Here is a 15067-nt window from a genome sequence, read left to right on the forward strand (position 1 = left end):
CCAAGGCCCCGCTTTTCGGGGGAACGCGCCGGAAGCCTGTCCCCACGAGGGCGACGGGAGCGGTGCCGTCTTCGAGGGCCGTTCCGGATCGGCCCATGACGAAAGACAGCCCATGAGCACGAGTATCGAAAAAGGTCAGGCCCAGACCTATGCGGTGTTGCCCCTCCGGGACATCGTGGTCTTCCCCCATATGATCGTCCCCCTCTTCGTCGGCCGCGAGAAATCGGTCCGCGCGCTCGAGGATGTGATGAAGGACGACAAGCAGATCCTGCTGGTCGCCCAGCGCAATGCCGCCCAGGACAATCCGACCGAGAAGGACGTCTATGACGTCGGTACCATCGCCTCGGTCCTGCAGCTCCTGAAACTGCCGGACGGCACCGTGAAGGTGCTGGTCGAGGGCGGCGCGCGCGCGCGCATCACCGACTTCGTCGAGAACGAGGCCTTCTTCCAGGCCCGCGCCGTCACCGTCGACGACGAGGACAGCGACAAGCGCGAGGTCGACGCGCTGGCCCGCTCGGTCGTGTCGCAGTTCGAGCAATACGTGAAGCTGAACAAGAAGGTCCCGCCGGAGGTCCTGGTCTCGGTCAACCAGATCGACGATCCTTCCAAGCTGGCGGATACCGTCGCTTCCCATCTCGCCACCAAGGTCGCCGACAAGCAGGACGTCCTGGAGATCGTCAAGGTTTCCGAGCGCCTGGAGAAGGTCTACGGCCTGATGGAGGGCGAGATCGGCGTGCTGCAGGTCGAGAAGAAGATCCGCAGCCGCGTGAAGCGCCAGATGGAGAAGACCCAGCGCGAGTACTACCTCAACGAACAGCTCAAGGCCATCCAGAAGGAATTGGGCGAGGGCGAGGAGGGCCGCGACGAGGTCGCCGAGATCGAGGAGCGCATCCGCAAGACCAAGCTCTCGAAGGAAGCCCACGAAAAGGCCATGGCGGAGGTGAAGAAGCTCCGCTCCATGAGCCCGATGTCGGCCGAGGCGACGGTGGTGCGCAATTATCTCGACTGGCTGCTGTCCATTCCGTGGGGCAAGAAGTCGAGGATCAAGAAGGACATCCGCGAGGCCCAGAAGGTTCTCGACACCGATCACTACGGCCTGGAGAAGGTCAAGGAACGGATCCTCGAATATCTGGCCGTGCAGCAGCGCGCGACCAAGGTGAAGGGCCCGATCCTGTGCCTCGTCGGCCCGCCCGGCGTCGGCAAGACCTCGCTCGGCAAGTCGATCGCCAAGTCGACGGGACGGCAGTTCATCCGCATGTCGCTCGGCGGCGTGCGCGACGAGGCCGAGATCCGCGGCCACCGGCGCACCTATATCGGCTCCATGCCCGGCAAGATCATCCAGGCGATGAAGAAGGCCAAGGCGAGCAACCCGCTGTTCCTCCTGGACGAGATCGACAAGCTCGGCCAGGATTTCCGCGGCGACCCGTCGTCGGCCCTGCTCGAGGTGCTGGATCCCGAACAGAACGCGACCTTCGCGGACCATTATCTCGAAGTCGACTACGATCTGTCGGACGTGATGTTCGTCACGACGGCCAACAGCCTGCGCATGCCGCAGCCGCTGCTGGACCGCATGGAGATCATCCGCATCGCCGGCTATACGGAAGACGAGAAGATCGAGATCGCCCGCCGTCACCTGATCGACAAGCAGGTGAAGGAACACGGCCTCAAGAAGGGCGAATGGTCGATCACGGACGAGGCTCTTCGTGACCTTGTGCGTTACTATACCCGCGAGGCGGGCGTGCGCAGCCTGGAACGCGAGGTCGCCAACCTGACCCGCAAGGCCATCCGCGAAATCCTGCAGGACGGTGTCGCCTCGATCACGGTGACCCCGGAGAACCTGGAGAAATACGCGGGCGTGCGGCGCTTCCGCTTCGGCGAGATCGACGAGGAGGATCAGGTCGGCGTCGTCACCGGTCTCGCCTGGACCGAGGTCGGCGGCGAGCTGCTGCAGATCGAGGCGGTGGTGATCCCCGGCAAGGGCAAGGTCACCACGACCGGCAAGCTCGGCGACGTGATGCAGGAATCGATCTCGGCCGCGACCTCCTACGTGCGCAGCCGGGCCGTCTCCTTCGGCATCAAGCCGACGGCCTTCGACAAGAGCGACATCCACGTTCACGTGCCCGAGGGGGCGACCCCGAAGGACGGCCCCTCGGCAGGTGTGGGCATGGTAACCTCGATCGTCTCGGTGCTGACGCAGATCCCGGTTCGGCGCGACATCGCCATGACCGGCGAGATCACGCTGCGCGGCCGGGTGTTCCCGATCGGTGGCCTGAAGGAGAAGCTGCTGGCGGCCCTGCGGGGCGGCATCAAGACGGTGCTCATTCCGAAGGACAACGAGAAGGACCTGGCCGAAATCCCGGACAATGTGAAGTCCGGCCTGGAGATCGTGCCGGTCTCGACCGTCGACGAGGTGCTGGCCCGGGCCCTGACCCGGCCGGTGGAGCCGATCGAATGGTCGCCGGAGGCCGAGGCCAAGCCCGCGACCAACGGCCGTCCGGACGTGGATTCGGTGGTCGCCCACTGATCGGCTGAACGGATGGGGCGCCGCCTTCCGGGGCAGACCGGAAGGCGGCGCCTGTTTTTTTGGCGCTGTGAATGGCGGATTTCCTCGGTTTTTGCTTTGACGGGGTTGGGGCCGGCTCTTAAGATCTCGGCGAATCCGGCGGACTTTTTCGCGGGATCAACAACCTCATCAAGGGGGCAATAGTGGCTAACAAGAACGACCTCATCGCGGCCGTCGCCGACTCCGCGGGCCTTTCGAAGGCGGATGCGGGACGCGCCGTCGATGCCGTGTTCGACGCGATCATCAGTGCACTGAAGTCTGGCGACGACGTGCGGCTGGTGGGCTTCGGCACCTTTGACGCGGTCAAGCGCGCCGCTTCCGAGGGCCGCAATCCGCGGACGGGCGAAAAGATCGAAATCCCCGCTTCGGTGCAGCCGAAGTTCCGTCCGGGCAAGGGCCTGAAGGACGCGCTGAACTGATGTCGCCGGGCGGCCGCTCGCGGCCGCCACGGATCGAGCCGGCCGCGCTTCCGGGCGCGGCCGGTCCTGTTTTCAGCCGCCGGGCGGGCCGGGCGGGGCCCGATGACGGCGGCATGCGTTCGGGCGATTAGCTCAGCGGTAGAGCATCTCGTTTACACCGAGAGGGTCGGCGGTTCGAAACCGTCATCGCCCACCATCCCTTCCACCTTCGGGATTTCCGTACCGCAAATGACGGGGACGGGGGCTTGACAGGGCCGGGGGTGGTCAGTAAATAGACGGCCTTCGCGGCTCAGCGGGTGTAGCTCAGTTGGTTAGAGCGCCGGCCTGTCACGCCGGAGGTCACGGGTTCGAGCCCCGCCACTCGCGCCACCGCGAAGACGAAGAAAAGCCGCCGCCCCCCGGGGTCGGCGGCTTTTTCCGTCTCTAGGACCCTTCAGGGCGCCGGCACCCAGATTTCGAGGCCGCCGAGGCCCGTTGCCGCATCGAAGGCCGGGCCGTAGACCTCGACCATTTCCACCCCCTCGGGCGTCGGGCCGCCGGCCTGACAGCACCAGGCCATCGCCGCGCCGCAGGTCGCCGCGATGCCGGAGATATGGCCGGTATGGGGAAAGACGGCCCAGTCGCGGGCCGGGACATGAATGCCGGCGAATGGGGCGGGCAATCCGTCCAGGGTCGCGACCTCGACGGCGCAGAGATAGTCGAAGCCCTCGGCGGCTTCGGCCGGGCGGAGCGAAAGACCGAAGCTGCGGCCCGGAAGTTCGCCGGGCATATGGCCGACATGGGGGCCGAAGCGCTGCCAGAGCGCGGGGATCTGCGCCACGGTCTCGATCGTGAAATGGCCCCGCAGGCCAGCCACCGTGAAGGCATCGACCGCGCGAATTTCCGCGGGCTGCGGGGCAGGGGGACGGGGTTCGGTCGTCTGCATGGCTTCGGTCCGGGGCGGTACGCGGTGGGCGCAGCCTACCATGCGAGACGCGCCATGCTGAATCGTCGCTTCCCGGCAAATAGGCTTTTGACAAGAATCGAACAGGCCGATACAAGGGCCGCCTTCGCGGTTCAGCGGGTGTAGCTCAGTTGGTTAGAGCGCCGGCCTGTCACGCCGGAGGTCACGGGTTCGAGCCCCGCCACTCGCGCCACCGCGAAGACGAAGAAAAGCCGCCGCCCTCCGGGGTCGGCGGCTTTTTCGCGTTTCGGAAGCGGCGCCCTCGTTCCTCCGGGCCTCTGCTATACAATTTGACGAAATATGTTCGATTGTATAGGCCTGATCCGGGTAGCGCGGATAAGGGGGAGGAACCACCATGCGCGAACTGCATCCGAATCTGGGACGGGGCGCCACGGGCCTGCGCCTTCGGGTCTATCAATTGTCGCTGTTCCTGACACTGGTCTTCGCCGGCGGCGCCTTCGCCCTGGTGGCGCTGGGGGTCATTCCCGGCACGCCCATCGACATCTATTCGTCCTGGGTGATCCTGGCGGTGCTGTTCGTGCCCTTCATCGCGCTGATGGACGGGGCGGGGGAGAAGCGCACGACGCTCGAGAAATGGTCGGAGTTCGGCTTCGTCTGGCTTCTCGTCTCCGGCATCGCCCAGACGTTCTGGGAGCTGCCGTGGTTCTTCCTCGATCTCACCGGCGTCGTGCACGGCATCGGGCCGGAGGACGGCCATCTCTGGGCCTGGTGGGTCTATGGCGGCGCGGACACGCGCTACATCACCTCGAATCCGACCATCGCGGGGCTCGAATTCATGGCCGGCTTCTCCGGTCCGTTCGAACTCTACGCCTGGTATCTCTACAAGCGCGGCGCCAACCTCGGGGACAAGATCGGGGCGTGCTGGATGGCGTTGATCATCGGCGTCGGCCTGACCTATATGACCGGCGTCTTCTTCGTCGCCGAATGGCATGTGGGCTGGGCCAATATCCAGCAGGGCGCGCTCGGCTTCTGGCTGAAGTTCGTCGGCCTCAACGTGCCCTGGATCGTCGCCCCGGTGATCGCCCTGCCGGCCGCGATCATGGAGCTGGCGCATCTCTACCGCGTCGACGGCTACGAGACGGCGCGGCGCGAGATGGCGGCGACGCCGGCACGCCGCCGGGCCGTCGGCTGAGAGCGCTGCAATGGCGATCGCGGCCCTGGGGGCGGGCACGGACGAGCGCGGCACGCGACAGGCGATCGTCGAGGCCACGCTGCGCTGCATCCGCAAATTCAGTCAGGAAAAGACCGGCATCAGTGCCGTCGCCCGGGAAGCCCGCGTCACGCGGGCGACGGTCTACAGCTATTTCCCGACGCGGGAGGACATGCTCCACGCCGCCCTGCTGCAGGTGGTGGTCGGTTTCGTCGCGCGCCTGACCGGGCACCTCGCCGGCATCGCCGATCCGGAGAGCCGGCTGGTCGAAGCCATGGCCTTCATCTGCCGCGAAATCCCCCGGGACCGCTACCTGAGCGTCATCGCCGAACCCTCCATGGCGGAGCAGGTCTACGACAAGACCCTGACCGCGCGGGAAGGGGAGGCGATCCGCCTCGACGTCTTCCGCGCCATCATGGGCGGCGGCGCCAAGGACGGCGTCTCCCTCGAGGACCGCTGCGAGATCTATACCCGCCTGGTGGTCTCGATGCTGACCTTGAAGACGCGGGATCCGCGCGACGAAGACGATCTCCGGGGCTTTTTCCGATCGCTGGTCTCTATCGCCTGATACCCACCGATAACCGGAGACGATCACCGGCGGCGGCTTTCCGCCGGAGGCTTTTCCGGTGGCACGCGAGGGGATCTTTCCGGGGCCGACTCCATAGCTGCGAATGCGTCGCAACCGCAGCATTCAAGGCCTCATCCGAGTCGAATTCGACTTTTGTCTCAATGCGATGACAGGTTTCGCTGCGTCGCGATAGGAAGACGCGCTTTGCGCTGGACCGATCACTTTCTTTGAGATAATCCGGCGCCTATACTCCTTCGACAGAAAGGGGACGGCTTCGGGGTCGAGCGACGGGCGCAGGCACGGCTGGTGCCGATGCGGTTCGTTGTCCGGACACGATAAGTCAGACTTTCTGACCCTTCTCTCGCGTTTGACGGATCCATCATGGACGAGCTGCTCAGGGAATACCTACCGATCCTGATTTTTCTCGGGGTCGCCCTCGGACTGTCGATCGTGATGATCGTCGCTTCCCTCATCACCGGCGAGCAGAAGCCGGACGCGGAGAAGCTATCCGCCTATGAATGCGGCTTCGATGCCTTCTCCGATGCGCGCGGCCGCTTCGACGTCAGGTTCTACCTGGTCTCCATCCTCTTCATCATCTTCGACCTCGAGGTCGCCTTCCTGTTCCCCTGGGCGGTATCGCTCGGCGACATCGGCACCTTCGGCTTCTGGTCGATGATGGTGTTCCTCGGCGTACTCACCGTGGGCTTCGCCTACGAATGGAAGAAGGGGGCACTCGAATGGGAGTGATCACCAAGGCTGACGGGGCTCCCCCCGTCAAGGACCCGTTCTTCACGGATATTTCGGACGAGCTGGCGGACAAGGGCTTCCTCGTCACCAATCTCGACGCGCTGGTCAATTGGGCGCGCACCGGCTCGCTGTGGTGGATGACCTTCGGTCTCGCCTGCTGCGCGGTCGAGATGATGCATTCCTCCATGCCGCGCTACGACATGGAGCGCTTCGGCGTCGCCCCGCGCGCCTCGCCGCGCCAGTCGGACGTGATGATCGTCGCCGGCACCCTGACCAACAAGATGGCGCCGGCCATGCGCAAGGTCTACGACCAGATGTCGGAGCCGCGCTGGGTCATCTCCATGGGCAGCTGCGCCAATGGCGGCGGCTACTACCATTATTCCTATTCGGTGGTGCGTGGCTGCGACCGCATCGTGCCGGTCGACGTCTATGTGCCGGGCTGTCCGCCCACGGCCGAGGCGTTGCTCTACGGCATTCTGCAGTTGCAGAAGAAGATCCGGCGTACCCAGACCATCGCCAGGTAAGAGGCGCGACATGGCGTTCTATCCCAATGCCGAGATGACGGCGGCTTTCGTCGCGCGTCTCGAAGCCCTGATGACCGAAGGGGCGCTGGGCCTGACCGGCGTTTCCGTCGCCCATGGCGAGATCACGGCGACGGTCGAACCGGGCAGGATCGCGGACCTGCTGGTGGCCCTGAAGGACGATCCGGCCCTGCTGCTCGACCAATTGGTCGACGTCTGCGGCGTCGACTATCCCGAGCGTGAAAGCCGCTTCGACGTCGTCTATCACCTGCTGTCCATGCGCAAGAACGAGCGCCTTCGCGTGAAGCTCGCCATCGGCGAGGACGTGGCGGTGCCCAGCGTGGTCGATGTCTTCCCGACCGCCGGCTGGTTCGAGCGCGAGGTCTGGGACATGTTCGGCGTCTTCTTCGACGGCAATCCGGATCTGCGCCGCATCCTCACCGACTATGGCTTCGAGGGGCATCCGCTGCGCAAGGACTTCCCGCTGACCGGCTATGTCGAGCTTCGCTACGACGAGGAGCAGAAGCGCGTCGTCTACGAGCCCGTGAAGCTGACCCAGGAATTCCGCCGCTTCGACTTCCTGAGCCCCTGGGAAGGCGCCAAATACATCCTGCCGGGCGACGAGAAGGCGGGCGCCCCCGCCGCGCCGCCGGCGAAGAACTGACGGGACGCCGCCCATGTCCGAAGTCGACATCAAATCCTACAGCCTGAACTTCGGGCCGCAGCATCCGGCGGCCCACGGCGTGCTGCGCCTCGTCATCGAACTCGACGGCGAGATGATCGAGCGCTGCGATCCCCATATCGGCCTCCTTCACCGGGGCACGGAAAAGCTGATCGAGCACAAGACCTATATGCAGGCGGTGCCCTATTTCGATCGCCTGGATTACGTCTGCCCGATGAATCAGGAGCACGCCTTCGTGCTCGCGGCGGAAAAGCTGATCGGCTGCAAGATCCCGGAGCGGGCGCAATACATGCGCGTGCTCTGGTGCGAGATCGGGCGCATCGCCAATCACCTGATGAACACCATGGCCCATGGCATGGACGTCGGCGCGCTCACCCCCATCCTCTGGGGCTTCGAGGAGCGCGAGAAGCTGATGTGCTTCTACGAGCGGGTCTGCGGGGCGCGCCTGCATGCGGCCTATTTCCGCGTCGGCGGCGTCCATCAGGACATGCCGGCGGGCCTTGCCGAAGACATCATGGAATGGACCGAGACCTTCCCCAAGGTGCTCGACGACCTCGAGACCCTGATCGTCGGCAACCGCATCTTCAAGCAGCGCAACGTCGACATCGGCATCGTCTCGGCGGAGGAGGCGATCGCCTGGGGCTTCACCGGCCCCATGCTGCGCGGCTCCGGCGTCGCCTGGGACCTGCGCAAGTCGCAGCCCTATGACGCCTACGACAAGATGGATTTCGACATTCCGGTGGGCAAGAACGGCGATTGCTACGACCGTTTCGTGCTCCGCTTCTACGAGATGCGCGAGTCCCTGAAGATCATCCGCCAGGCGATCCAGCAGATGCCGGAAGGCCCGGTGATGACCGAGGACGGCAAGGTGGCGCCGCCGAAGCGCGGCGACATGAAGCGTTCGATGGAAGCCCTGATCCATCACTTCAAGCTCTATACCGAGGGGTTCCACGTGCCGGCCGGCGAAGTCTATGCGGCGGTCGAGGCGCCCAAGGGCGAATTCGCCGTCTATCTGATCGGCGACGGCACCAACAAGCCCTATCGCTGCAAGATCCGCGCGCCGGCCTTCGTGCATCTCCAGGCCATGGACTTCATGGCCACGGGGCACATGCTGGCGGACGTGCCGGCGCTCATCGGCAGTCAGGATATCGTGTTCGGGGAGGTCGACCGTTGAGCCATGGCGTAGCACCCGCGGGCCCGTTCGAGCAGCCCGCCACCTTCGAATTCAATGCCGAGAACAAGGCGCTGGCCGATGTGATCATCGCGCGCTATCCGGCCGGCCGCCAGCAGAGCGCCATCGTGCCGCTGCTCGACATCGCCCAGCGCCAATGCGGCGGCTGGCTGCCGCGCGCGGCCATGGAATATCTCTCGGCCCTGCTGGGGATGGCGCCGATCCGCGTCTATGAAGTGGCGTCGTTCTACACGATGTTCAACATGGCCCCGATCGGAAAGCATCTGGTCCAGGTCTGCACCACGACGCCGTGCTGGCTGCGCGGCTCCGACGAGGTGCTGGCGGCCTGCAAGTCGAAGCTCGGCATCGGCATCAACCAGACCACCAAGGACGAGATGTTCAGCCTGATGGAAGTCGAATGTCTGGGGGCCTGCGTGAACGCGCCGATGGTCCAGATCAACGACGACTATTACGAGGATCTGACGGCCGAGAAGACCGATGCCATCCTCGACGCGCTGGCCCGGGGCGAGACGCCCGCGGCGGGCCCGCAGAACGGCCGGCAGATGTCCTGCCCCGAGGGCGGGCCGACCACGCTGACCACCCTCAAGGCAGGGGAGTGACGCGATGCTTCAGGACAAGGATCGCATCTTCACCAATCTCTACGGCTTCGAGGATTCGGGGCTGGCCGGCGCCCAGGCGCGCGGCGATTGGGACGGTACCGCCGCCATCATGGCGAAGGGCCAGGACTGGATCATCGACGAGATGAAGGCGTCGGGCCTGCGTGGCCGTGGCGGCGCGGGCTTTCCGACCGGCATGAAGTGGTCCTTCATGCCGAAGAAGTCGGACGGAAGGCCGTCCTATCTGGTGGTCAATGCCGACGAGTCGGAGCCGGGCACCTGCAAGGACCGCGAGATCCTGCGCAACGACCCGCAGAAGCTGATCGAGGGCTGCCTGCTGGCGGGCTTCGCCATGCGCGCCATCGCGGCCTATATCTACATTCGCGGCGAATTCATCCAGGAACGCCGCCGCCTGCAAGCGGCCGTCGACGAAGCCTATGCCGCCGGCCTCATCGGCAAGAACGCCTGCGGTTCGGGCTATGACTTCGACGTCTATGTCCATCACGGCGCCGGCGCCTATATCTGCGGCGAGGAAACCGCGCTGATCCAGAGCCTGGAAGGCAAGAAGGGCCAGCCGCGCCTGAAGCCGCCGTTCCCGGCCGGCGTCGGCGTCTGGGGCTGCCCGACCACGGTGAACAACGTCGAATCGATCGCCGTCGCGCCGACCATCCTGCGCCGGGGCGCGTCGTGGTTCGCCGGCCTCGGCAAGCCGAACAACACGGGCACCAAGCTCTTCTGCATCTCGGGCCATGTGAACCGGCCCTGCAATGTCGAAGAGGAAATGGGTATCCCGCTGAAGGAACTGATCGAGAAGCATTGCGGCGGCGTGCGCGGCGGCTGGGACAATCTGCTGGCCGTGATCCCCGGCGGCTCCTCGGTGCCCATGCTGCCCAAGGCGATCTGCGACGACCTGCCGATGGATTTCGACACCCTGCGCGGCCATCGCTCCGGCCTCGGCACGGCGGCGGTGATCGTGATGGACAAGTCGACCGACCTGATCAAGGCGATCGCCCGCCTGTCCAAATTCTACAAGCACGAAAGCTGCGGCCAGTGCACGCCGTGCCGCGAGGGCACGGGCTGGATGTGGCGCGTGATGGAACGCATGGTGGTCGGCAAGGCGGAACCGGAGGAGATCGACACCCTCCTCGAAGTGACGACCCAGATCGAGGGCCACACCATCTGCGCCCTGGGCGACGCGGCGGCCTGGCCGATCCAGGGCCTGTTCCGCCATTTCCGCCCCGTCGTCGAACAGCGTATCGCAGACTACAAGGCCCGGAACGCATCCCGGCCCGTGGCTGCGGAGTGAGGTGATCCATGCCCACCTTGACCGTTGACGGCAAGACCGTCGAAGTGCCCCCCGGCGCCACGGTGCTCCAGGCCTGCGAGGCGGCCGGCGTCGAAATTCCGCGCTTCTGCTATCACGAGCGCCTGTCCATCGCCGGCAATTGCCGCATGTGCCTCGTCGAGATGGAGAAGGCGCCGAAGCCAGTCGCCTCCTGCGCCATGCCGGCGGGCGACAACATGGTGATCAAGACCAACACCCCGCTGGTGCGCAAGGCGCGACGGGGCGTGATGGAATTCCTGCTGATCAACCATCCGCTGGATTGCCCGATCTGCGATCAGGGCGGCGAATGCGACCTGCAGGACCAGGCCATGGCCTATGGCTTCGACCACAGCCGCTACAAGGAAAACAAGCGCGCCGTGTCCGAGAAATACATGGGCCCGCTGATCAAGACGACCATGACCCGCTGCATCCAGTGCACCCGTTGCGTGCGCTTCGCGACGGAAGTGGCCGGGGTCGAGGAGATCGGCGCCATCGGCCGCGGCGAGACCATGGAGATTACGACCTATCTCGATCGCGCGGTGACCTCGAACCTCTCCGGCAACGTCATCGATCTCTGCCCGGTGGGCGCGCTGACCTCGAAACCCTATGCCTTCGCGGCCCGGCCGTGGGAACTGAAGAAGACCGAGAGCATCGACGTCCATGACGCGCTCGGTTCCGCCGTCCGGCTGGATGCGCGCGGTGCCGCCGTGCTCCGCGTGCTGCCGCGCCTCAACGACGACGTGAACGAGGAATGGATCTCGGACAAGACCCGCTTCGCGGTCGACGGCCTGGCCAGGCGCCGGCTGGACCGGCCTTACGTGCGGATCGACGGCAAGCTGCGGCCCGCGACCTGGGAGGAGGCTTTCGCCGCCATCGGCGCAGCCCTGCAGAAGACGGCACCGGAAAAGGTCGGCGCCATCGCCGGTGACCTGGCCGACGCGGAGTCGATCCTGGCCCTGAAGGACCTGATGGAGGCCATCGGCACGAAGAACATCGACTGCCGACAGGACGGTGCCAAGCTCGATGCCAGCGTCCGGGGCGGCTATCTGTTCAATTCCGGCATCACCGGGATCGAGGAGGCGGACGTCATCCTGCTGGTCGGCACCGACCCGGGCAGCGAGGCGGCGGTGCTCAATGCCCGGCTGCGCAAGGCCTGGCTGCGCGGCGGCGTGAAGATCGCCGCCATCGGCCCCGAGGTCGACCTGACCTATGGCGTCGAATGGCTGGGCAATTCGGCCCGCGTGCTGTGGGACATCGCGCGTGGCGAGCATCCCTTCGCCGAGGTCTTCGCCGCCGGCAAGAAGGCGGCGGTGATCCTGGGGCAGGGCGCCCTGCAGGGTCCGAACGGGGCGGCCACCCTGTTCTTCGCCCGCCGTCTGGTCGAGAAGAGCGGCAACGTCCGCGACGGCTGGAACGGCTTCAACGTGCTGCACACCGCGGCATCGCGCGTCGGCGCGCTCGACCTCGGCTTCGTGCCGGGCGAGGGGGGGCTGGACGTCGCCGGCATGATTGGTGGCGGGGTCGATTTCCTGTGGCTGCTCGGCGCCGACGAGATCGACGTCTCGCGCCTCGACGCACCCTTCGTCGTCTATCAGGGGAGCCACGGCGATGCCGGTGCCCATGTCGCCGATGTGATCCTGCCGGGGGCCGCCTATACCGAGAAGAGCGGCACCTATGTGAACACCGAAGGCCGGGTGCAGCGCGGCCGCCGCGCCGTCTTCCCGCCGGGCGATGCCCGCGAGGACTGGGCGATCCTGCGCGCTTTCTCGGAGCGGATCGGCAAGAAGCTGCCCTACGACAGCCTGGCGCAACTGCGCGCCCGCATGGTCGAACTCGCGCCGCATTTCGGCGCGCTCGACACAGTGGGGCCGGCCGGCTGGGGCGAATTCGGCGAACGCAATCCGATGGGCAAGGAGCCTTACGCCCTAGCCGTGGCGGATTTCTATCTCTCCAATCCGATCGCGCGGGCCTCGGCCACCATGGCCGCCTGCGTGGCGGCGAGGGACGGCCAGGACATGGACCACGGGGCGACGGGGACACATGGTTAATCTGTTTGCAGAGGCGGTCATCCCGCTGGTCGCCATTTCCGCCGAGGTGGTGGGCGTGCTGATGCCGCTCGTCCTTGCGGCCATCGTCGCCGTGGCGGCGCTGATCTGGCGCGAGATGGCACCTCATCTGACGCCCGCGGGCGCCTGAACGTAACCGGGGCGGACAGCGACATGTTCCTCGAACTCCTGATCATCCTGGCGAAGATCTTCGCCATCATCCTGCCGCTGCTGCTGGCGGTCGCCTTCACCACGCTGCTGGATCGCAAGGTCTGGGCCATGATGCAGTTGCGGAAGGGCCCCAATGTGGTCGGTCCCTTCGGTCTGCTGCAGCCCTTCGCCGATGGCCTGAAGCTGCTGTTCAAGGAAACCATCATCCCGGCCGGCGCCAACAAGGGCGTGTTCCTGATCGCCCCGGTGCTGACCTTCACCCTGGCGCTGATCGCCTGGGCGGTCATTCCCTTCGGCGACGGCATCGTGCTGGCCGACATCAACGTCGGCATCCTCTATCTCTTCGCCATCTCGTCGCTGGGTGTCTACGGCATCATCATGGGCGGCTGGGCGTCGAACTCGAAATACCCGTTCCTCGGCGGGCTGCGCTCGGCGGCGCAGATGGTGTCCTATGAAGTCTCCATAGGCTTCGTCATGGTCACCGTCCTGCTCTGCGTCGGTTCGCTGAACCTGAACGACATCGTGAAGGCGCAGGAGACGGTCTGGTTCGCCATCCCGCTGTTCCCGATGTTCGTCGTCTTCTTCATCTCGGCGCTGGCCGAGACCAACCGCCCGCCCTTCGATCTGCCGGAAGCGGAATCGGAACTGGTGGCGGGCTTCCAGATCGAATATTCGTCGATCTCCTTCGCCCTCTTCATGCTCGGGGAATATGGCAACATCATTCTGATGTCGGCCATGACCTCGCTGCTGTTCCTGGGGGGCTGGCAGCCGATCTCGCTGTTCGGCCTGCTCGACTGGATCCCCGGTCCGATCTGGTTCTTCGCCAAGACCTTCCTCGTCCTCTTCACCTTCTGCTGGGTGAAGGCGACGGTGCCGCGCTATCGCTACGACCAGCTGATGCGCCTAGGCTGGAAAGTCTTTCTGCCCTTCTCGCTGTTCTGGCTCGTCCTGACCGCCGGTTTCCTGGTCACCTTCGACCTGCTGCCGGTGAAGGGCTGAGGAGAAGCACCATGGCCTTTCTCGACCGTACCGCCCGCGCCTTCCTGCTGACCGAACTGGTCAAGGGCATGGCGCTCACCTTCCGCTATTCCTTCAAGAAGAAGGCGACGATCAACTACCCCTATGAAAAGGGTCGGTTGAGCCCGCGTTTCCGGGGCGAACATGCCCTTCGCCGCTATGCCAACGGCGAGGAACGCTGCATCGCCTGCAAGCTGTGCGAGGCGATCTGCCCCGCACAGGCCATCACCATCGAGGCCGAGCCGCGCGCAGACGGCAGCCGCCGCACCACGCGCTACGACATCGACATGACCAAATGCATCTACTGCGGCTTCTGCCAGGAAGCCTGTCCGGTGGATGCCATCGTCGAAGGCCCGAACTTCGAATTCGCGACCGAGACCCGCGAGGAGCTGATGTACAACAAGGACAAGCTGCTCGCGAACGGCGAGCGGTGGGAGCGCGAGATCGCGGCGAACCTCGCCGCCGACGCGCCCTATCGGTGAGGAGGGGATCGTGACCGTCACCGCGCTCGTCTTCTACCTCTTCGCCGCGATCACCGTCGCGTCGGGCTTCATGGTCATCTCGGCCCGGAACCCGGTACATTCGGTGCTGTTCCTGATCCTCGCCTTCTTCAACGCGGCGGGGCTGTTCCTTCTGCTCGGTGCCGAATTCCTGGCGATGATCCTGGTCATCGTCTATGTCGGCGCGGTTGCCGTGCTTTTCCTCTTCGTCGTCATGATGCTGGACGTCAACTTCGTCGAGCTGCGCCAGGGCTTCCTGCAATATCTGCCGGTGGGCGCCCTGATCGGCCTCATCCTGCTGGTCGAACTGCTGCTCGTTTTCGGCTCGTGGAGCGTGCTGCCCGAGGCGGGCAATCTTGCCGCCGCCAGGGCGCCGGACGCAGCCACCCTGTCGAACACCGATGCGCTCGGCCGCATCCTCTACACGCAATATCTGCTGCCGTTCCAGGCGGCGGGCGCGATCCTGCTGGTCGCCATGATCGGCGCCATCGTGCTGACCCTGCGCAGCCGTCCGGGCGTGAAGCGCCAGAAGATCTCGGATCAGGTCACCCGCACCATGGAGACCGCGGTCGAGGTCAAGAAAGTCCAGCCGGGGCAGGGGATCTGAA

16 protein-coding genes and 3 tRNA genes are annotated in these 15067 nt (G+C 65.5%); 18 read left to right on the forward strand and 1 reads right to left on the reverse strand.

Annotated elements, in window-relative coordinates:
* Nucleotides 1-112 precede the first annotated feature (112 nt).
* From lon to L2U69_RS02740, 4 genes are all read left to right on the forward strand, one after another.
* Nucleotides 113-2524 (forward strand): endopeptidase La, encoded by a 2412-nt coding sequence (lon, locus tag L2U69_RS02725; protein ID WP_236104809.1) that lies wholly within the window; start codon nt 113-115, stop codon nt 2522-2524.
* Nucleotides 2525-2706: 182 nt separating this feature from the next.
* Entirely contained in the window at nt 2707-2982 is a 276-nt protein-coding gene (locus L2U69_RS02730; protein WP_236104810.1) for an HU family DNA-binding protein, read from the forward strand.
* 121 nt (nt 2983-3103) lie between these two features.
* Nucleotides 3104-3178: transfer RNA gene (locus L2U69_RS02735), tRNA-Val, on the forward strand.
* Between the two features lie 96 nt (nt 3179-3274).
* Nucleotides 3275-3351 (forward strand) — tRNA-Asp (locus tag L2U69_RS02740).
* A 64-nt stretch (nt 3352-3415) separates the two neighbouring features.
* Here L2U69_RS02740 and L2U69_RS02745 read toward each other — a convergent pair.
* Nucleotides 3416-3907 carry a GyrI-like domain-containing protein gene (locus L2U69_RS02745; RefSeq protein ID WP_236104811.1) on the reverse strand — a complete coding sequence of 164 codons (492 nt, stop codon included), beginning with the start codon at nt 3905-3907 and terminating at the stop codon, nt 3416-3418.
* Between the two features lie 134 nt (nt 3908-4041).
* Between L2U69_RS02745 and L2U69_RS02750 the strand changes: the two genes are divergently transcribed.
* The 14 genes from L2U69_RS02750 (at nt 4042) to L2U69_RS02815 (ending at nt 15066) form a co-directional block, all read left to right on the forward strand.
* Nucleotides 4042-4118, forward strand: a tRNA-Asp gene (locus tag L2U69_RS02750).
* Nucleotides 4119-4280: 162 nt separating this feature from the next.
* On the forward strand, nt 4281-5078 hold the full coding sequence (locus tag L2U69_RS02755) for an emopamil-binding family protein (protein ID WP_236104812.1): 798 nt from the start codon (nt 4281-4283) through the stop codon (nt 5076-5078).
* Nucleotides 5079-5088: 10 nt separating this feature from the next.
* Nucleotides 5089-5664: a TetR/AcrR family transcriptional regulator gene (locus L2U69_RS02760; RefSeq protein WP_236104813.1), complete on the forward strand. Its 576-nt coding sequence runs from the start codon at nt 5089-5091 to the stop codon at nt 5662-5664.
* A 381-nt stretch (nt 5665-6045) separates the two neighbouring features.
* Nucleotides 6046-6411 (forward strand): NADH-quinone oxidoreductase subunit A, encoded by a 366-nt coding sequence (locus L2U69_RS02765; protein WP_236104814.1) that lies wholly within the window; start codon nt 6046-6048, stop codon nt 6409-6411.
* Nucleotides 6402-6935 (forward strand): NuoB/complex I 20 kDa subunit family protein, encoded by a 534-nt coding sequence (locus L2U69_RS02770; RefSeq protein ID WP_236104815.1) that lies wholly within the window; start codon nt 6402-6404, stop codon nt 6933-6935. The genes L2U69_RS02765 and L2U69_RS02770 overlap by 10 nt, the downstream gene beginning before the upstream one ends.
* Nucleotides 6936-6969: 34 nt before the next feature.
* Nucleotides 6970-7596, forward strand: coding sequence for an NADH-quinone oxidoreductase subunit C (locus L2U69_RS02775; protein WP_236105768.1), 627 nt, complete (start codon nt 6970-6972; stop codon nt 7594-7596).
* 13 nt (nt 7597-7609) lie between these two features.
* Complete coding sequence (locus tag L2U69_RS02780) at nt 7610-8788, forward strand: NADH-quinone oxidoreductase subunit D (RefSeq protein ID WP_236104816.1); 1179 nt, start codon at nt 7610-7612, stop codon at nt 8786-8788.
* A complete protein-coding gene (nuoE, locus tag L2U69_RS02785) occupies nt 8785-9405 on the forward strand; it encodes an NADH-quinone oxidoreductase subunit NuoE (RefSeq protein WP_236104817.1) in 621 nt (206 codons plus the stop codon). Before L2U69_RS02780 ends, nuoE begins: the two co-directional genes overlap by 4 nt.
* A 4-nt stretch (nt 9406-9409) precedes the next feature.
* A complete protein-coding gene (nuoF, locus tag L2U69_RS02790) occupies nt 9410-10708 on the forward strand; it encodes an NADH-quinone oxidoreductase subunit NuoF (RefSeq protein WP_236104818.1) in 1299 nt (432 codons plus the stop codon).
* Nucleotides 10709-10716: 8 nt separating this feature from the next.
* Entirely contained in the window at nt 10717-12774 is a 2058-nt protein-coding gene (nuoG, locus tag L2U69_RS02795) for an NADH-quinone oxidoreductase subunit NuoG (protein ID WP_236104819.1), read from the forward strand.
* Complete coding sequence (locus tag L2U69_RS02800; RefSeq protein ID WP_236104820.1) at nt 12767-12922, forward strand: hypothetical protein; 156 nt, start codon at nt 12767-12769, stop codon at nt 12920-12922. Before nuoG ends, L2U69_RS02800 begins: the two co-directional genes overlap by 8 nt.
* 23 nt (nt 12923-12945) lie before the next feature.
* The gene (gene nuoH / locus L2U69_RS02805) at nt 12946-13941 is read left to right on the forward strand and encodes an NADH-quinone oxidoreductase subunit NuoH (RefSeq protein ID WP_236104821.1); all 996 of its coding nucleotides are present in this window, start codon (nt 12946-12948) and stop codon (nt 13939-13941) included.
* 11 nt (nt 13942-13952) lie between these two features.
* A complete protein-coding gene (nuoI, locus tag L2U69_RS02810; RefSeq protein ID WP_236104822.1) occupies nt 13953-14441 on the forward strand; it encodes an NADH-quinone oxidoreductase subunit NuoI in 489 nt (162 codons plus the stop codon).
* Between the two features lie 10 nt (nt 14442-14451).
* Nucleotides 14452-15066: an NADH-quinone oxidoreductase subunit J gene (locus L2U69_RS02815; RefSeq protein ID WP_236104823.1), complete on the forward strand. Its 615-nt coding sequence runs from the start codon at nt 14452-14454 to the stop codon at nt 15064-15066.
* The last annotated feature ends 1 nt before the right edge of the window (nt 15067 follow it).

Source organism: Zavarzinia marina, from assembly GCF_021568905.1.
GTDB lineage: Bacteria > Pseudomonadota > Alphaproteobacteria > Zavarziniales > Zavarziniaceae > Zavarzinia > Zavarzinia marina.

Excerpts from the sequence above, each read along its gene's own strand:
- L2U69_RS02780 (WP_236104816.1), top strand. The coding sequence starts at position 7,610 with ATGTCCGAAGTCGACATCAAATCCTACAGCCTGAACTTCGGGCCGCAG.
- L2U69_RS02800 (WP_236104820.1), top strand. The coding sequence starts at position 12,767 with ATGGTTAATCTGTTTGCAGAGGCGGTCATCCCGCTGGTCGCCATTTCC.
- lon (WP_236104809.1), top strand. The coding sequence starts at position 113 with ATGAGCACGAGTATCGAAAAAGGTCAGGCCCAGACCTATGCGGTGTTG.
- L2U69_RS02760 (WP_236104813.1), top strand. The coding sequence starts at position 5,089 with ATGGCGATCGCGGCCCTGGGGGCGGGCACGGACGAGCGCGGCACGCGA.
- L2U69_RS02745 (WP_236104811.1), bottom strand. The coding sequence starts at position 3,907 with ATGCAGACGACCGAACCCCGTCCCCCTGCCCCGCAGCCCGCGGAAATT.
- nuoF (WP_236104818.1), top strand. The coding sequence starts at position 9,410 with ATGCTTCAGGACAAGGATCGCATCTTCACCAATCTCTACGGCTTCGAG.
- L2U69_RS02770 (WP_236104815.1), top strand. The coding sequence starts at position 6,402 with ATGGGAGTGATCACCAAGGCTGACGGGGCTCCCCCCGTCAAGGACCCG.
- L2U69_RS02775 (WP_236105768.1), top strand. The coding sequence starts at position 6,970 with ATGACGGCGGCTTTCGTCGCGCGTCTCGAAGCCCTGATGACCGAAGGG.
- nuoI (WP_236104822.1), top strand. The coding sequence starts at position 13,953 with ATGGCCTTTCTCGACCGTACCGCCCGCGCCTTCCTGCTGACCGAACTG.
- L2U69_RS02755 (WP_236104812.1), top strand. The coding sequence starts at position 4,281 with ATGCGCGAACTGCATCCGAATCTGGGACGGGGCGCCACGGGCCTGCGC.
- nuoG (WP_236104819.1), top strand. The coding sequence starts at position 10,717 with ATGCCCACCTTGACCGTTGACGGCAAGACCGTCGAAGTGCCCCCCGGC.
- L2U69_RS02765 (WP_236104814.1), top strand. The coding sequence starts at position 6,046 with ATGGACGAGCTGCTCAGGGAATACCTACCGATCCTGATTTTTCTCGGG.
- nuoH (WP_236104821.1), top strand. The coding sequence starts at position 12,946 with ATGTTCCTCGAACTCCTGATCATCCTGGCGAAGATCTTCGCCATCATC.